Source organism: Paenibacillus daejeonensis DSM 15491 (assembly GCF_000378385.1).
GTDB classification, from domain to species: domain Bacteria; phylum Bacillota; class Bacilli; order Paenibacillales; family Paenibacillaceae; genus Paenibacillus_D; species Paenibacillus_D daejeonensis.
Map to the genome: position 1 here is coordinate 298,174 of NZ_KB899660.1, position 15,001 is coordinate 313,174.

A 15,001-nucleotide genomic window follows, 5' to 3' on the forward strand; every position below is an offset into this window, starting at 1 on the left:
TCTGATTTTACTGAACCATCTGCCGCGTTCCTGTATGCGCTGCTTCCCTGATGGCGTCCATCAGCCGATGCAACCGAACCGCCTGATGAAAATCTGGAAGTTCCACTTCGCAGCAACTGAAAGAACTGGAGGCGAATGACCTTATCCAGCGCACCGTTTTTCCAGAGGTGCCGCCTAAGGTCGAGTACGAGTTAACGGACAACGGACGCTCTCTGCGTATGGTACTGGATCCGCTCTGCGATTGGGGACGCCGTTTTGTGCAGACCGCAAATGAAGATCCCACTGAAAGTACATCTTCTTGAATGACACCCCTTGAACTTCCCCAGGAGGTGCTTGCAGTACAGGCTGCTTAACGCAAGTCTTCTTTACTTTTCATGTACAGGGCAATCGCCGTAAACAGCAACAGTGAAACAGCGCCAACGAGCACGGCATGCAGCGTATTCCCAAGATCTGCGTAGTCTTTATAATTCACAATTTCGTGGACCAGAAAATAAGAAGAAATCGGCGGCAAGCCAATCAGCGACTCCAGTGCTGTCAGTGCCATGCCGGGCAGGTTAAATGAACATACGATTCCAACAATGACCCCGGTCAGCAGCTGGCGGGTGATGATAACCACAACCAATATGAGCGCCGAGAAGGCCCAATGTAGCAGGAATTGAATGCCCAGTACACGGAGGAAAAGACCCGGATCGCCAAATGTTCCATTGTCTAGAAAGAAGTACCTTCCAACGACATCACACAATACGACGGTCGCCAGCAGCGCCAGTGTAAATACACCCTGAACCGTCAGTTTGGAGAGTACGGAATAGATGCGCGCACGTCTCATGCTGAGGTAGTTCTTGTAGAAGCCCGCTTGATACTCACTCATGTAGAAATAGACGGTGAAGACACTCAAGTAAATCAGCACCCAAGACGACGCGATGGACGACGTATGCTGCAAAAACTGCCACTCTTCCATCTCGACTAGTGTCATTCCGTTCATTGGAGGTGTTGGATTCTCTGCCATCATAAAGATGGCGAATAGATGGAACAGGCAATAGATGAACAGGAGGGCAATTGTCAGCTTGTTGCCGACGAGGCGACGCAGATCCATACGTAACAAATTAAGCATTGTGTCCCTCCCCTTTACCCGTCCGTTCTAAAAAATAGTCTTCCAGGCTCTGCTTGCGCGTGTTCAACGAATGAACGGCAACGCCGCCTGCGACCAGAGCAGCTACAATCTCATGATTTTTCACCCGGGTATCCATAATGTACAAGGTGTGTTGATCGATCACTTGGTAATTGGTAAGTTGCAGATCCCTCTCCAGTATCGGAGCAGCTGCACTGGCAGCCTCAACCTCAAGCTCAATACGCTCACCGCACCGGGACAACAAATCCTCCCTCGACAGGGTTTCAATAATTTCGCCCCTGTCAATGATGGCATACCGCGTCGCCACCTTGGATAACTCCTCCAGGATATGGCTAGAGATGAGAAGGGTTAACCCCTGCTTGTTCAGTTCCAGCAACAAACCGCGGATATCTGCGATGCCCTGCGGGTCCAGACCATTGATCGGCTCATCCAAAACCAGCACATCGGGGCTGGCGAGCAATGCCATCGCGATTCCCAAGCGTTGCTTCATGCCCATGGAATAGTTCTTAACCTTTGTCTTGGGCTCATCTCGGAGACCCACCCGTTCCAACAATCGTTCCGCGCGTTCGCCGCCATCCCGCAGCCCGTAGGCCAGTGAGAGCAGACGCAGATTCTCCCTTCCCGTGTATGAAGGGTACAAGCCAGCTTGTTCAATCAACAGTCCCATTCGATCATGGATGCCATTATGTACACTGGTTGCTTGCCCGAATAACTTTACTTGTCCCGCAGTCGGGTGAATCAGGCCTCCTATCAGCTTGAGCAGCGTCGACTTTCCCGCTCCATTGTGGCCAATCAGACCAAAGATGTCACCCTTTTCAACTGTAAGGTTAATATCACGCAATACCGTTTTGCTTTTGTAACGTTTCGTTAATTGCTTCAATTCTATCAAGAGCTGTGCCATTTCCTCTCCCCTCCTCTCTCATCAGCTTACGACACCCCAACTAATTAATCGCAAAGAAAAGGTAAAGAAAACGTAAAGTTCATTCTTCACCACCTCACAAAGAAAAGCGCCGGCGGCTGCCATGCGCTCTAAGGATGGAGGCGAAATCCGATGCCCCACACCGTATCGATATAGTCCTCTTCCGAGAAGGTTCGCAGCTTGGCGCGGATATTGCTGATGTGGACATTAACCGTCTTGTCCTCGCCCATATAGATTTCGTCCCACGCCAGCTCATACAGATCCCGCTTGCTGAAGACGCGTGTCGGATGCTTAACGAGCAGCTCCAGGATTGTAAATTCTCGCCTCGTCAGCTGCAGCGGATGACCATCTACGGAGGCCATGTAGGCTGCAGGGTCGATGGTTAGCCCTCTGTACCGACTGATCCCTACTAACGGCGGCGCCGCTGCGCTGCGCTTGAGATGGACGCCGATGCGGGCGATCAACTCGGCCAAAGCAAAGGGCTTCGTCACATAGTCATCCGCGCCGAGTTGAAACAAATCCAGCTTGTGATCCAATTGATCCTTGGCCGACAGCACGATGACCGGCACCGACGTGCCTGAAGCGCCCTTAATTTCGCGGATCAGCTGCTCGCCGGTCAGACCAGGCAGCATCAAGTCAAGAATGACCAGGTCCACGGCTTCCCGCTCCAGATACAGCTTGCCCTCACTTCCCGAGAACGCTTGGGAGCAGCGGTAATGGGCAGCCGTCAAGCCTTCGAAGATCATGGTATTAATATGCTCGTCATCCTCAACAATCAGCAGATGCGGCAAGGTGTGCTGCTCCATATGAAGAATGCTCCTTTGTCGGTTGTTGTCCTTGCTCTGCTCGCTCCAACTTAATGCATAGAACGAAATGTTCATCCTCCAGCTTCGCTTCGACTGTGCCATTCATCTTGTGAACAAGGGAACGCACAATTGACAAGCCGAGTCCCGTTGAATTCACAGAGCGAGACGTGTCGCCCTTGTAAAAACGGTCGAAGATTCGTTCGATCTGCGGCGAAGCTCCCGGCTTCAGCGCGTTGCGAAATCGAAGGGTAACCAGCTCATCTCGCGCCTCCCAGCCGATCTCCAGCTCACCTGCGCCATGCAGCAAATAATTGCGAATCAAATTGCCGAAGATACGCTCCAGTGCATGCCGGTTTGCCTGCACCGGCACGGCAGTTTCAGGCAGATGCAAGATCGGCTCCATCTGACGCTGACTAAAATCGCCGTGAAAGGCGAGCAAGCTGCTCATCAGTTCTGCAGCTGCGTCCACCGTCTCAAGCTCGATCCGGTAGGCTGGATTCAGCAGCTTGGTATAGAGGAATAACTCCTCGACCAGTACAATCATATGGCGTGTTCTCGACTGGGCCAGTCCTACATAACGCTCCCGCTGCTGAGCGTCCTCGCTCACCTCCGCTAGCTGCAAATACCCGTCCAACGAGGTTAGTGGAGTTCGGATATCATGGGAGAGACTGACAATCGTCGCATTGATTTCTTCATTGTGAAGGGTCGTTTGGCGGCTCATCTCACGCTGCTTGTCGAGCAGCTGATTGCACGTATCCGACACCTGCCGGATCTCCGGGGAATGAAGCTGTATTTCCACATATTTGAGCGAATCATGCTCGGCTATGAAGGCCAGCTGCTCCCCGATACTCCGGATCTGCCGTCGGTAGACCAGGATATAGCCTGTGAGCAGCGCCACGATTCCCGCCAATATAATTATAAGTGCGACCAGCATCGATTTGACTCCCTTCACCACCAAAAAAAAGGCCAACGGTCACGTCTCCGCAACCACTGCCCTATTTGTCCGGATGATCGTCTTCCCATCATAGCACACGATTTGCAGCACTGACTATGATCCCGCTAACCATTGTTTCTCCAACACATCCCAGTTCGGCGTTGGCACATCCGACTGTGCCCGCCACTCGCCAAATGCCTCATTTAATGCCTTGAGCTCCACGTCCGTCCCATCAATTAACCCGCTCACCGGCAACTTGAAGAAAAGCTTCAAAGCCCCGCTCATCAGACGAGGGTGGCGAAGGATCCATGACGCTTGAGCCGCAGGTGTCAGTGGGTAGCCCAATGATTCTAATACTCGGAAGCCCTCTCCCATCGCCGCAACAAATTGACGGATGCGCTTGGTATCGCGGGCAACTTTTTTCATCTGAAAACCGTGGAGCAGGATCACCATGTTCATGGGCACGACCAACACCATGTGATTCTTGAGCCAGGCATCCATCTGTTTTTCATCTGTTAGCTTATACTTGGTGTGTGTAAACGCCTGATCCAGCAGGGAGCGAAATGGTATGACACCGTCGAGGCTTCCAATCACCATCTGTCCGTGGCCGCCGCGGATGCAAATCACTTGCCCGTTCTTTCGCGTACCGGCAGTAGTTTGAAACCCGAAGGCCACTTGCTTCGGTGATTGCCCATGCTCCTTCAGATAGGCCTGCATAGCATAAGCATCCATATTGTTACCCACCAGCATGATATGTCGGCTCACATTGTCTGCAAGGATGGGAAGGACAGCCTGAAAGTCCGAGTATTTCATCATGACAAAAATTAAGTCATACGCATCTTCTGTCTCCAATGTGCGAATGACACCGACCGGATCGACAGTCGTCTTCCGCTGCAAGTAATGCCGGATCACAAGCCCCTTCTCCTCCAGTTCCTCCGCTCGCTTCCCTCTTGCCAGTACAGTTACGTCGTGCCCACCTCTGACCAAGACATGGGCTAGATACGTCCCCTGTACACCTGCGCCATACACTAAGATTTTCAATGTCACACCTCTTCTTCTCGAATTAACAGTTGTTGAATATCTAACACCTGTGTACTACAATTAAATTATCATTGGAACAGATGAAGGTGCAATGGCTAATCGCGTGCGTTTTTGTTGTTTAATGAACAAGGGACAGCACATGTGTTCATTTGAAGAGGGGGAAGAGCATGGATCGCCGGGTACAGCGTTCAAGACAGATGATCATGGAAGCCTTCATTGGGCTGTTGGGAGAGCAGGATTTTGAGAGGGTTACTATTCAAGGAATTGCAGACCGGGCCAATGTAAACCGGGGCACCGTCTATCTGCATTTTACAGACAAATATGACCTGCTGGAGCAAAGCGTGGAGACGTACCTGATGATGCTTGCAGACAGCTGCGCACCTCCAGAGGATGGCGAACCGGCGGAACTGTCGCGGGATTTGATGATCCGTACATTCTCCTACCTGAAGGAGCACGCAGCCATTTATAGCGTTCTGATTACGAACAAAAACATATCGACCTTTAGGCAGCGCATGACGCAAATGATCGAAACGAATATGGTCATCGTCGTCAATCAAATGAAGCTGGACACTGGAATCCATCGCGATGTACTCTCGCAATTCTTGTCCGTATCCGTGACAGGATTAATCGAATGGTGGGTCATCCAATCCATGCCATACACCCCGGAAGAGATGGTCGAACAGATGACGAGAATCCTGGAAGCGCGGATGAAGCTATGGTGATCATCCATGTGACTAAGGTGCTTAAGCATCGGCAAAGGCCCGCACAGATGCACTGTGCGGGCCTTCTTCTACCATTGTTGTGATTTTACAACACTTCGTCCGATCGCCTCGGCAAACGCATCGTTTTGGAAGGTCAACCGCCAGAACGCGGCACCTTTTAGTCCATAACGCTTGGCCAGACCAAGCTTGTCGCCAACGGTCGCCGGCGTCTCGTTCCAGAGGTGGATGCCGAGGACAATTTTCTCCTTGGGTACACCCATCTCGAGCAGCTGTCGAATCGCTTGATCCACACTGGCATTTGGCTCCGGCGCTCGGGTCTGATTGGGGTCCGGGCGATAATCATACGCCATGAGGACGAGGTCCTCGGACAGAGAGGCCAGCTTCACATAGTCATATCCCTTGTACCAGCCGTTGGGCGGCGGGACCGCTATTGAAATTCCGATTCCAAGTGGAGTCAGCCGCGTGTGAAGCTCCTCCACAAAACGGTTCAGCAGACGTTGCTGTGCCACAGGGTCCAAATGAAGGCCCAGACCTTCGAGGTCGAGCTGTACGCCTTCGAAGCCTTTCTCTACGGCCAACTCCACAATACCGTCCAATGCCTTGTTGCGCAGTACCGGATCGCTCAGCATCTTCGTCAGCTCGCCGCGACCGTCTACAGAGTATACCATGAGATATGGGGTGATCCCCTCCGTAGCTACACCCGCAATGATCGATTCCGGTGTATCCTCTCCGGCGGGTAGCGGCCAGAAATAATCCGCGCCGTCGAGTACAAGCTCACCCTGTTCGTTAATCCGGCTCCAACCGAAGGCAACGGAGTTCATATCCGCCATGTGTGCTCGCTGCCCGTATGACCCGAGCGCGTAGAAGGTCCGCAGATGCATCTGCTTTTGCGGTGATACAACGGTAACCGTGCGCGTCGATTGGGTCCAGCTGACCGTCGCACCGAATTGAGAGCTGAAGAAGTTCAGCGGAATCAGCACCTGGTTGTTTTTCATCATTGGCGCCTCGAGCAACTGCACCGCCTGACTGTTCACTCGCGCGGTGGATTGGCCTAGCGTCAAAGCGACCTGCTTCGGCGTGCCATTCACCTCGGCTTGAGCATGTACCGTTTTCGTTCCATTATCCCATTGTACCGTTACACCGAGCGACTGCGCCAAGGTCCGGAACGGCAAAAAGGTGACGCCGTTATGAATGAGCGGTGGTGTTGCAAAAGGCAGAGGTACATTGTCGAGCACGATCTTGATCTCCGGTGCTGCCGCCTTGGCTGGCGCCCCGTTTCCTGTCCATATGGATAACGTTAGTAGAGCTGCTAGTGCTATTTTTCCCCATTTAATCATAAGTTCCTCCATTTCCTATGTACGATAGATTCCAACACACCATTCATCCAGATAAACTTCTTTTTGCCTTTGGCCCGTTGCTTTTCCCATCGCATACGCTGCTTTTCATTCATGATTTTGCTGTTCCTTTCTTTGTCTCTCATTTGCTAGTTCTCTGATGACACCTTTATCACTTCTATGTATTCGGCAGACAGCTCGGTCAAGCGAGATACTTCATCTGTGGTCATACCGAGTTGCAAGGCATTACGGGCAATGCGCAGGCTATGTTTTAGCGGGATAAGCGTGTGTTTTACGTCATCAAGGTCCAAGTAATCATCTGCGACTTCACCATTTAGGAAGAACTCCATATCATACGTGCCAATTAGCTTGTCCACATAGAGAATCCTGGTCGAGCATACAACTACTGCTTCGCCTGTTTCTCCTGTATCATATTTGTATTTCAAATAAATAGCACGTTCCTCCAGACGAATAAATGCATCGATTACCTTGCCTGCGAACAGATCATGAGACTCATCCCGGTTCTTATTACGCCAGCAATTGAATGTGCCCCAGAATCCTTCCAAGGTGCGCTCCATGGCCTGGTGTTCGCGATCCCAGCGAAGCAAAATATCCTTATTCATGCCACGAACACTCCTTTGACCGTAACATAATTTCCCACGACTCTAGTTTATTCTACTATACTCTATCCGCTGTTGAATACATTTCTCCCACAAAAAGAAGACTTCGCCACCCATGCAGCGAAGTCTCCTATTCTCAAATTATTCTTTATGCCTTCGGCCGAACAACCACTTCATTTACATCTACACCAGCGGGCTGCTCAATCGCATAGGCGATGGCCCGAGCGATAGCGGAAGCCGGCAAGGCGTTGCGGCGGTATTCCTTCATGAACTCCCGTGCCGCCTCATCGGATATCGTATCAGCCAGCTCGGACTCGGTTACACCCGGGGAGATGAGCGTGGTGCGGATCACGTCCCCCAACTCTTGTCGCAGGCCGTCGGTGATGGCAAGGACTGCATATTTGGTCGCACAATAGACAGCTGCTGTCGGGGTAACAGAATACGCGCCGATCGAAGCCACATTGATGATCTGTCCGAAGCCCTGTTGTTTCATCACAGGTACCGTGGCCGCAATCCCATGCAGCACACCGCGAATATTGACATCAATCATGCGATTCCACTCCTCGATCTTTAGTAGCTCCAGCGCAGACAACGGCATCACCCCTGCATTGTTCACGATCACATCCACACGGCCGAAGGTGTCGCAGGCTAGCCGAACAATCGCTTCCACCTGTCCCAGGTCGGTGACATCCAGCTGTTGGTAGGCCACTCTCCCCCCTTGTTCCTGGATCTCGGCTGCCAGCCTCTCTAATTTGTCGATCCGCCGCGCTCCGAGCACCACTTGTGCCCCACGCTCAGCGAGCCATCTGGCTGTCGCTTCACCAATTCCACTGCTTGCTCCCGTAATAACAACGACTTTGTCTTGTAATTCTGACATTCTGCATCGCTCCCTAGTCCCTAGAATTATAATTCATCAATTGTGCCTAATCGTATGTTAAGCTTGCTCGCTTCTCCTTCATTATGCCTTTGTAACCGTTAGATGAGGTAGCCAGATGATCCAGCTATATTGCCTAATCCTCCAAGATATCATATAGTAGATGTAAATTCATTCGAAACGGAGGCTTGCTTATGAGCGGGCAGCAGGATGGTTTCTCCTCAGAGTTGGCAAGGCATATTGGGGCTCATACCGAGGCAGATGGAACCTATGTGACGTCATGCCCCGATCTTTCCTTCATTCGTTCATCTACTATATCCGCTCCGGTTCATACGGTTTACCGTCCATCCATCTGCATCGTCGCCCAAGGGAGAAAACAGGTCACGCTCGGCGCAGAGCATTTCTATTATCATCCTGGGTCTTTTCTTGCCGCTTCGGTTCATTTGCCAATCACCGGCCAAGTCATTGAAGCCTCCCCCGAGACGCCCTATCTGAGCTTGCAGCTGCAATTCGAACTGGAGCAGATTCTGGATGTAATGCAGGCTGCTCCGAGTCGGGCTATCACCAAGTCCGCGGTCCCACGCGGTTTGGGCGTCAGTCCGATGATCGATCCGCTTGGTGACTCGGTACTGCGTTTAGTGCGCCTGCTCGAGACCCCTGAGGATCTACCTGTGCTTGCGCCATTTATCATTCGTGAGATTCTGTACCGGATGCTGCAGTCCGAGCAAGGCAATGCCATCCGTCATTTTGCTCTTATGGGCAGCCAAGCTGGACGAATTGCGCATGTGCTAGCCTGGTTATCCCGGCACTACAAACAGCCCATCCGTGTGGATGAGCTGGCTGAGGAGGCCCATATGAGTCCTTCGTCTTTTTTTGCCTGCTTCAAAGAGGTAACCGCCATGACTCCGATTCAATACCAAAAGCAGCTTCGCTTGCAGGAAGCCAGACGTTTGCTCCTGTCCGAAGCCATGGATGCCACAAGCGCAGCCTACCAAGTCGGGTACGAAAGCGCAACGCAGTTCAACCGCGAATACGCGCGTTTCTTCGGCAAACCGCCGATGCGAGATATTCGTCAGTTCAGAGAGACCATTCTTCCGACCTAGGTTAGAATACAGGCAGAGGATCGTTAAACGTTCGCCAATCTTCTACCATCTCAGATGGTGTAAGTAACGCCTGATCGAGCGTATGGACGATGTGCTCCCGGTCCAGATCAATACCAATGAAGACGAGCTTGGTTACACGGTCGCCCCAAGTGTCGTCCCAATCCGCAGATTTGGGAAAATCATGGGCATCGCCAAAATAAGCTTCCCGCTCCTCTTCCGAGAGTGCCGCCGCCCACAGCCCTGCCGAAGATAACTGGCGGGATACGCCCGCCTGACTGAAGGACAGCGCCAAATTATTGCGTGTCGCCACCCAAAGCAAGCCCTTGGACCGAACGACAGACTTCGGCCAGCTCGATAGCCGTTGCAGTAAACGCTCCGGATGGAAAGGTACTTTGCGCGTATAGACAAATGAGGTGATGCCGTACTCCTCAGTTTCAGGAGTGTGTTGGGGCTTCTGCAGCTCTTGCATCCAGCCCGCGGATTGGCTGGCCGTCTTGAAGTCGAAACGGTGGGTATTCAATATTTCACGTGGATCGATCTGTCCTTGGGAAGCGCGGATAATCTTTGCGTGTGGCTGTAGTCCCCGCAGCGTGCGTTCTAGCCGTGTTAACTCTTCCTCACTCACAAGATCGCACTTGTTAATGATCAGCACATCGCAGAATTCCACCTGATCAATCAGCAGATGTACGACGCCGCGGCGGTCCTCTTCTCCCGCCTCCTGTCGACGATCGCGCAGGGTCTCCCGGGTATTGTAATCCAGCCAAAAATTCTGCGCATCCACCACAGTCACCATCGTATCTAGCCGGGTCAAGCGGGACAAATCAATTGCCTGTTCCTCATCTACATAAGTGAAGGTCTGCGCCACCGGCAATGGCTCTCCGATTCCCGTAGATTCGATGAGAATATAATCAAATCGCTTCTCCAGCGCTAATCGTTCGACTTCCTGCAGGAGGTCGTCCCGCAGGGTGCAGCATATGCAGCCATTTGACATCTCGACCAGCTTCTCCTCTGTCCGACTTAGTCCTCCACCGCTGCGTACCATCTCCGCATCCAGATTGACCTCGCTCAGGTCGTTAACGATGACGGCCGCCTTTAACCCTTCCCGATTATGCAAGACATGATTGAGAATCGTGGTTTTTCCTGCCCCAAGATAGCCACTTAAGACGGTCACCGGCAGCTTTTCCAAATACTCTTTCTCCAATACTTCCTCCATTGTCCAGGCTCCTTCCGATCGTTGATATCACATTAATAGTAATCGTTTCTATTTAATAATAGTAATGATTACTATTAAAGATGTCAATCCTTAGAGTTAGTCGGAAGGCAAAGCCTAAAATGAAAAACGTTCTCGTTCCTAGTTTTACATCACTAGGTACGAGAACGCTTAATATAATCACCCAATTAGAACACTTGTCGATGGCAACTGAATTACCACGGATGCACCAATTATTAACAATCCAATGACTGGGCGGACTTCCTTCATATTAATCCGTGTTACTTCCAGCACATACAGGATCAAGCCCACACTAGCCAGAAATTGCAAACTTCGAAGAATAAAGCTCTCCTCTGCAAAAACAAGGGGATACCTCAGTTTCCATTTCAACTGGCTCACACCCTTTCTTGCCGTTTCCCCTCCAACAACCATATTTACGAATGAACAACATCCCAAATTCTACTAGAATATGAAAGCAGGATCAAGAGATAACAACGATATGAACGACAACGGGCTGTCCAGAACGTCAGTGAGAATTGTAAAAACAAAAACTGCCACTTACTATGCTATGGAACGTATCACAAAAAAACACTTTGTTCTCTAACGGCCACCAGAGCGCTTAATCGTAAAGAAAATGGACGTTTAAAAAGCTAACGGCCGCAGGCACACTTATTTGCTCTAAAACTAGACATTTCGGCTGAAAACGCGTCAATAACGGCGTTCCTGTCCGTTAGAATTGCAAATGGCATGTTTGCAGCCTAATAGGTGCTGTGGTGTCCGTTACAGCAAAAAATGAATCCTGAGTGATGCGCGATAACCGATACAGTATTAATCGACACTCTCATGGCGTCCGTTAGGGTCTCCGCGCACGTCCTTACGTCGAAACTTTACAACATAGAGGCCGGACAGAAAACCTAACGGTTTCTCATCCAGCCTTTTTTTTGAACTTATTGTACAGCTCCGTACTACAACGATTTGCTCCATTCCTCTACGCGACGGGCACTCTCTTGTTCGGACAGGTCCTCGATCCGCGTCATAATCGACCAACGCACGCCGAAGGGGTCCAGAATACTGCCATAGCGATCCCCCGACACGAAGGTGCCAGGCGCCTCCCTAATCGTTGCTCCTTGCGCGACAGCCCGCTCGAAGAACGAATCTACATCCGAAACATAAATACCCATGGAATAACACGCCCCATCAGCGGGCGGCTGCACCAGGCCGTAATCCGGATTCGCAGCACCTAATTGAAGGTAGCCTTGGCCAAAATCAAGATCGGCATGGATAACGAGCGGCCCCGCCTCCGTATCGACAGTGGTGACATTTTTTGCTTTTGCACCAAATACCCCTTCGTAGAAAGCAATGGCCGCTGCCGGTTCACGCACCACCAGAAACGGCGTCAATGTGGTATAGCCGTGTGGCACCCCACCTGTTGTATACTTGCCGGTCACCCCAAGGGCTTGTCCCTGTGTGTCCATCATCATTCCTCCTCTGGCTTCAGGCACCCGTCGATCCTATACGTTCGCTTTACGTCGATGCGGGCACTCTGCTAAGCTCAAGTATAAAGGGTCAAGCACCCATCGTATTGTAAAAACGCGACACATTCAATGAACACGAGGGGAATCCGCCATGAAGTCAAAGGATCATCTGCCGACACGAGGTATCGTTCACGCCGCTGCAGGACGGGAGAAATTTCATCTTGCCCGTTTTGAACCGGGCCCTGAACTGCTGCCATTCGTGGAGCATTATTGGTTCATCCGTTACACAATTGATCCGCAGACACCGTTTTCCCAGACGGTTCTCTCCTATCCCAATGTCCATTTGGCTTTCGAAGCCGAGCAAGGAGAGCAGCGTGCGTTGGTATACGGTGTTCCACTACGCCCTTTTGTACGGCAGCTGAGCGGGACGGGTTATGTCCTTGGCGTGAAGTTTCGCGCGGGCGGCTTCTACCCTTTCTGGAAGCAGGATGTGAATCAATTGACCGGACTTACCGTTCAAGCCACCGGCATCTTCGGTGCAGATGTAGAGGAGTGGAAGGGGCGAATTCTGAGTGCGGAGGATGAAGCGGCTATGGCGGAGCAAGCGGAACAAATGCTGCTCACCCTGCTGCCAGTGCAGGACGAGCAGGCTACGCTGGCCGGACAGATCACAATAGAGGCGATGAACGACCGATCACTGACCTCGGTGGAGCAGATGAGTGAGCGCTACGAACTGTCCGTTCGCCAATTGCAGCGGCTGTTCCGCAGATATGTAGGGGTATCGCCCAAATGGGTCATCAAGCGCTTCCGGCTGCAGGAAGCCGCAGAGCGATTGGAGCAGGATTCGTCTGTCTCTTGGGCAGAGCTGGCGGTCATGCTGGGTTACAGCGACCAGGCGCATTTCATCAAGGACTTCAAAGCGGTGGTCGGACAGTCCCCTGCAGCATACAGCAAGTCAGCCAAGACCAGCCCGACTTGATTATAGCCGCTTCTGAGCCAGCTGATAGAGCGCTTCTTTGTGCTTGCGATTTTCTTCACGTCCGGCTGGTTTAACAAATAGGGCCATAGCGTCAGCGCCAATCCAGTCATGTTCTAATGCCGTTTTCAAAAAATCAAAAGCTTTCAGACGCAACAGCTCTGAGACTTGGTCACCATTCAATGGATGACCTTGTTGAGCTTGCTGCTCCATCTCCAGGATGAATAGCTCTTTTGGAATATGCTTTTCATCCGGCTGTTCTTTTAGACGGTTCACTTGTTCCTCATTCAAGGTACGGCTTCGAATTAAGGTGATACAGATGCTGACCGCTGATAAGGAATGGGGATAAAGACCATAGACTCGCATGATCTCATCAAACATCGAATTCGGAACACTGTCGCTAACCTCGTTCAGGAGATCTTTGAAATATCGAATGAGCAGATGATCCAAATCAATTCCCTTGGGAAGCTCTAACTGTGGGAGCACTTGCACGAGTCTTGCCATTTCATCGTCCGTCAGATACGTGTGAAGTTCAATTTTTTCCGTCACGCTTAATTCCGTTAGCAGCGTTTGTACGACAGATGCGGGTGTGGCTTCCTGTGAATCTCGTTGCAGAGCAAGCTTCAGTTGTTCCAGAGACATTGTGTGACCCCCCTTGTATCTCAAAGTCTTTCCATTCGCTGCCTGGCGGTATCCGTGCGCCCGCTCACTGGCACATGTTCACCTGCCTGGGCCAGACCATAAACCGGCATATTATTATACACCGACTCGTACCCTCGCTCAGGAACAACGTAGGTTTCGTGAAAAACACCTACCGTGGGGTTGGAACCAACTTTACGGTGAAAATCCCGCCAAGCCGTCAGATGCTGCTGTCCATGCCGCGCATAATGCTCCAACTGCTCAACAGACCGCCAGTATTGTACCAGCGTAACGCCCCGCAAATTGAAATGATAGGTTGAATGCAGGAACCCAAGGTCAGGGTTCTTATACAGCTCTTGCAGCATCGGTCCCATTGCCCGCACAACTGGTAACCATTTGTGTACCGATAACAATCGGTTAACCCGGACTCCGATAATGAAAACCACGATGGTGCCTTCCATCTGCGCAGTGTACCTTCCTGGATAAATGGTCCCCATGGACATCAACTCCCCTGTGAATGCTCCAATACTCGTAAATGCAGCTCATAATTGCCTTCGAGGTCCTCTGTCTGAAACTGCTGTGCGGTCAGATGAGCCCCGTAAAAAATCGTGAATAAAAATCTGGCTGCGCCTTCTACAGTTACATCAGGTCTTAATTGCCCTTGTTCGGATGCTTGCTGCATCGTCACGCGAAATAGCTCAAACATATTGGGTGAGCGCGCGCCTTGCTTCTCCTGACCAGGGAACAGCAGCGAGACCTCGGCTTCACTAAGCTCGGGCATCCGCGGATGCATCTTCATCTGGGCCAGGAAAGAAATCAAACTGGATAGAATACCAGGCGTTTCCTTCGACTGCACAGCGACGCTTCGCAACACATGCCGGACCGCGCCGAAGCCCTTTAATTGATTGGTCTCAATCTCAATAATTCGCTCTGACAGCCAGATCCGCATAAAATAAACCAGCAAATCTTCTTTTTGCGGGAAAAACTTAAAGAAGGTCACCTTGGATACTTCTGCTTTTCGACAGATATCCTCCAGCATCACTTCATGAAACATCTTGTCATGCATCAGGGCAAGCCCCGCTTCATACAAGGCCAGCTTCGTGCGGGCTTTTTTGATTTCTCGCAAGGATAACTCACTTATCACTTTAATCAACTCCAGTTAATAAGTTAACACGAGTAAACTTAAATTGCAAGAAAAATCCGTCCTCCGCAACCTGCA

17 protein-coding genes are annotated in these 15,001 nt (G+C 51.3%); 4 read left to right on the top strand and 13 right to left on the bottom strand.

Translation table 11 applies throughout. The annotated features are described in order from the left end of the window. Positions 1-116 precede the first annotated feature (116 nt). Positions 117-302: a winged helix-turn-helix transcriptional regulator gene (locus F556_RS37050; protein WP_083937930.1), complete on the top strand. Its 186-nt coding sequence runs from the start codon at positions 117-119 to the stop codon at positions 300-302. 47 nt (positions 303-349) lie between these two features. Here F556_RS37050 and F556_RS0108255 read toward each other — a convergent pair whose 3' ends face one another. The 5 genes from F556_RS0108255 to F556_RS0108275 form a co-directional block, all read right to left on the bottom strand. Next, the gene (locus F556_RS0108255; RefSeq protein WP_020616458.1) at positions 350-1,111 is read right to left on the bottom strand and encodes an ABC transporter permease; all 762 of its coding nucleotides are present in this window, start codon (positions 1,109-1,111) and stop codon (positions 350-352) included. Beyond that, positions 1,104-2,030, bottom strand: coding sequence for an ABC transporter ATP-binding protein (locus F556_RS0108260; protein WP_020616459.1), 927 nt, complete (start codon positions 2,028-2,030; stop codon positions 1,104-1,106). The genes F556_RS0108255 and F556_RS0108260 overlap by 8 nt, the downstream gene beginning before the upstream one ends. Positions 2,031-2,158: 128 nt before the next feature. Next, positions 2,159-2,854, bottom strand: coding sequence for a response regulator transcription factor (locus F556_RS0108265; protein WP_020616460.1), 696 nt, complete (start codon positions 2,852-2,854; stop codon positions 2,159-2,161). Then, a complete protein-coding gene (locus tag F556_RS0108270) occupies positions 2,817-3,788 on the bottom strand; it encodes a sensor histidine kinase (RefSeq protein WP_020616461.1) in 972 nt (323 codons plus the stop codon). The genes F556_RS0108265 and F556_RS0108270 overlap by 38 nt, the downstream gene beginning before the upstream one ends. 114 nt (positions 3,789-3,902) lie before the next feature. Beyond that, positions 3,903-4,829: a ketopantoate reductase family protein gene (locus tag F556_RS0108275; protein ID WP_020616462.1), complete on the bottom strand. Its 927-nt coding sequence runs from the start codon at positions 4,827-4,829 to the stop codon at positions 3,903-3,905. 167 nt (positions 4,830-4,996) lie between these two features. Here F556_RS0108275 and F556_RS0108280 point away from each other — a divergent pair, with 167 nt between their 5' ends. After that, positions 4,997-5,551: a TetR/AcrR family transcriptional regulator gene (locus F556_RS0108280; protein ID WP_020616463.1), complete on the top strand. Its 555-nt coding sequence runs from the start codon at positions 4,997-4,999 to the stop codon at positions 5,549-5,551. 68 nt (positions 5,552-5,619) lie between these two features. On the opposite strand, the gene F556_RS0108285 is transcribed toward F556_RS0108280, so the two are convergent. The 3 genes from F556_RS0108285 to F556_RS0108300 all read right to left on the bottom strand — a co-directional run bounded on the left by F556_RS0108285 (position 5,620) and on the right by F556_RS0108300 (position 8,382). Then, complete coding sequence (locus F556_RS0108285) at positions 5,620-6,888, bottom strand: stalk domain-containing protein (RefSeq protein WP_020616464.1); 1,269 nt, start codon at positions 6,886-6,888, stop codon at positions 5,620-5,622. Between the two features lie 146 nt (positions 6,889-7,034). Continuing rightward, positions 7,035-7,508 carry a hypothetical protein gene (locus F556_RS0108295; RefSeq protein ID WP_020616466.1) on the bottom strand — a complete coding sequence of 158 codons (474 nt, stop codon included), beginning with the start codon at positions 7,506-7,508 and terminating at the stop codon, positions 7,035-7,037. A gap of 145 nt (positions 7,509-7,653) precedes the next feature. Continuing rightward, positions 7,654-8,382 (bottom strand): SDR family oxidoreductase, encoded by a 729-nt coding sequence (locus F556_RS0108300; protein WP_020616467.1) that lies wholly within the window; start codon positions 8,380-8,382, stop codon positions 7,654-7,656. Between the two features lie 191 nt (positions 8,383-8,573). On the opposite strand from F556_RS0108300, the gene F556_RS0108305 reads away from it, so the two are divergent. Further along, entirely contained in the window at positions 8,574-9,482 is a 909-nt protein-coding gene (locus F556_RS0108305) for an AraC family transcriptional regulator (RefSeq protein ID WP_020616468.1), read from the top strand. Between the two features lies 1 nt (position 9,483). On the opposite strand, the gene F556_RS0108310 is transcribed toward F556_RS0108305, so the two are convergent. Next, a complete protein-coding gene (locus tag F556_RS0108310) occupies positions 9,484-10,695 on the bottom strand; it encodes a GTP-binding protein (protein WP_020616469.1) in 1,212 nt (403 codons plus the stop codon). A gap of 962 nt (positions 10,696-11,657) precedes the next feature. After that, positions 11,658-12,167, bottom strand: a complete 510-nt coding sequence (locus F556_RS0108320) for a VOC family protein (protein WP_020616471.1) — start codon at positions 12,165-12,167, stop codon at positions 11,658-11,660. Between the two features lie 151 nt (positions 12,168-12,318). Between F556_RS0108320 and F556_RS0108325 the strand changes: the two genes are divergently transcribed. Continuing rightward, positions 12,319-13,146, top strand: a complete 828-nt coding sequence (locus tag F556_RS0108325) for a helix-turn-helix domain-containing protein (protein ID WP_020616472.1) — start codon at positions 12,319-12,321, stop codon at positions 13,144-13,146. Here the strand turns inward: F556_RS0108325 and F556_RS0108330 are convergent, their stop codons facing one another. Genes F556_RS0108330 through F556_RS0108340 form a run of 3 tightly spaced genes read right to left on the bottom strand, consistent with a single transcriptional unit; the run spans position 13,147 to position 14,926 of the window. Continuing rightward, on the bottom strand, positions 13,147-13,785 hold the full coding sequence (locus tag F556_RS0108330) for a hypothetical protein (RefSeq protein WP_020616473.1): 639 nt from the start codon (positions 13,783-13,785) through the stop codon (positions 13,147-13,149). Positions 13,786-13,805: 20 nt separating this feature from the next. Further along, positions 13,806-14,279 carry a DUF4188 domain-containing protein gene (locus tag F556_RS0108335; protein ID WP_020616474.1) on the bottom strand — a complete coding sequence of 158 codons (474 nt, stop codon included), beginning with the start codon at positions 14,277-14,279 and terminating at the stop codon, positions 13,806-13,808. 5 nt (positions 14,280-14,284) lie between these two features. After that, on the bottom strand, positions 14,285-14,926 hold the full coding sequence (locus F556_RS0108340; RefSeq protein WP_020616475.1) for a TetR/AcrR family transcriptional regulator: 642 nt from the start codon (positions 14,924-14,926) through the stop codon (positions 14,285-14,287). Positions 14,927-15,001: the final 75 nt, after the last annotated feature.

Bases quoted from the DNA above. Each gene is read 5' to 3' on its own strand.
- F556_RS0108335 (WP_020616474.1), bottom strand. From the start codon at position 14,279: ATGGGGACCATTTATCCAGGAAGGTACACTGCGCAGATGGAAGGCACC.
- F556_RS0108280 (WP_020616463.1), top strand. From the start codon at position 4,997: ATGGATCGCCGGGTACAGCGTTCAAGACAGATGATCATGGAAGCCTTC.
- F556_RS0108265 (WP_020616460.1), bottom strand. From the start codon at position 2,854: ATGGAGCAGCACACCTTGCCGCATCTGCTGATTGTTGAGGATGACGAG.
- F556_RS0108310 (WP_020616469.1), bottom strand. From the start codon at position 10,695: ATGGAGGAAGTATTGGAGAAAGAGTATTTGGAAAAGCTGCCGGTGACC.
- F556_RS0108305 (WP_020616468.1), top strand. From the start codon at position 8,574: ATGAGCGGGCAGCAGGATGGTTTCTCCTCAGAGTTGGCAAGGCATATT.
- F556_RS0108285 (WP_020616464.1), bottom strand. From the start codon at position 6,888: ATGATTAAATGGGGAAAAATAGCACTAGCAGCTCTACTAACGTTATCC.
- F556_RS0108295 (WP_020616466.1), bottom strand. From the start codon at position 7,508: ATGAATAAGGATATTTTGCTTCGCTGGGATCGCGAACACCAGGCCATG.
- F556_RS0108255 (WP_020616458.1), bottom strand. From the start codon at position 1,111: ATGCTTAATTTGTTACGTATGGATCTGCGTCGCCTCGTCGGCAACAAG.
- F556_RS0108260 (WP_020616459.1), bottom strand. From the start codon at position 2,030: ATGGCACAGCTCTTGATAGAATTGAAGCAATTAACGAAACGTTACAAA.
- F556_RS0108300 (WP_020616467.1), bottom strand. From the start codon at position 8,382: ATGTCAGAATTACAAGACAAAGTCGTTGTTATTACGGGAGCAAGCAGT.
- F556_RS0108320 (WP_020616471.1), bottom strand. From the start codon at position 12,167: ATGGACACACAGGGACAAGCCCTTGGGGTGACCGGCAAGTATACAACA.
- F556_RS0108270 (WP_020616461.1), bottom strand. From the start codon at position 3,788: ATGCTGGTCGCACTTATAATTATATTGGCGGGAATCGTGGCGCTGCTC.
- F556_RS0108325 (WP_020616472.1), top strand. From the start codon at position 12,319: ATGAAGTCAAAGGATCATCTGCCGACACGAGGTATCGTTCACGCCGCT.
- F556_RS0108330 (WP_020616473.1), bottom strand. From the start codon at position 13,785: ATGTCTCTGGAACAACTGAAGCTTGCTCTGCAACGAGATTCACAGGAA.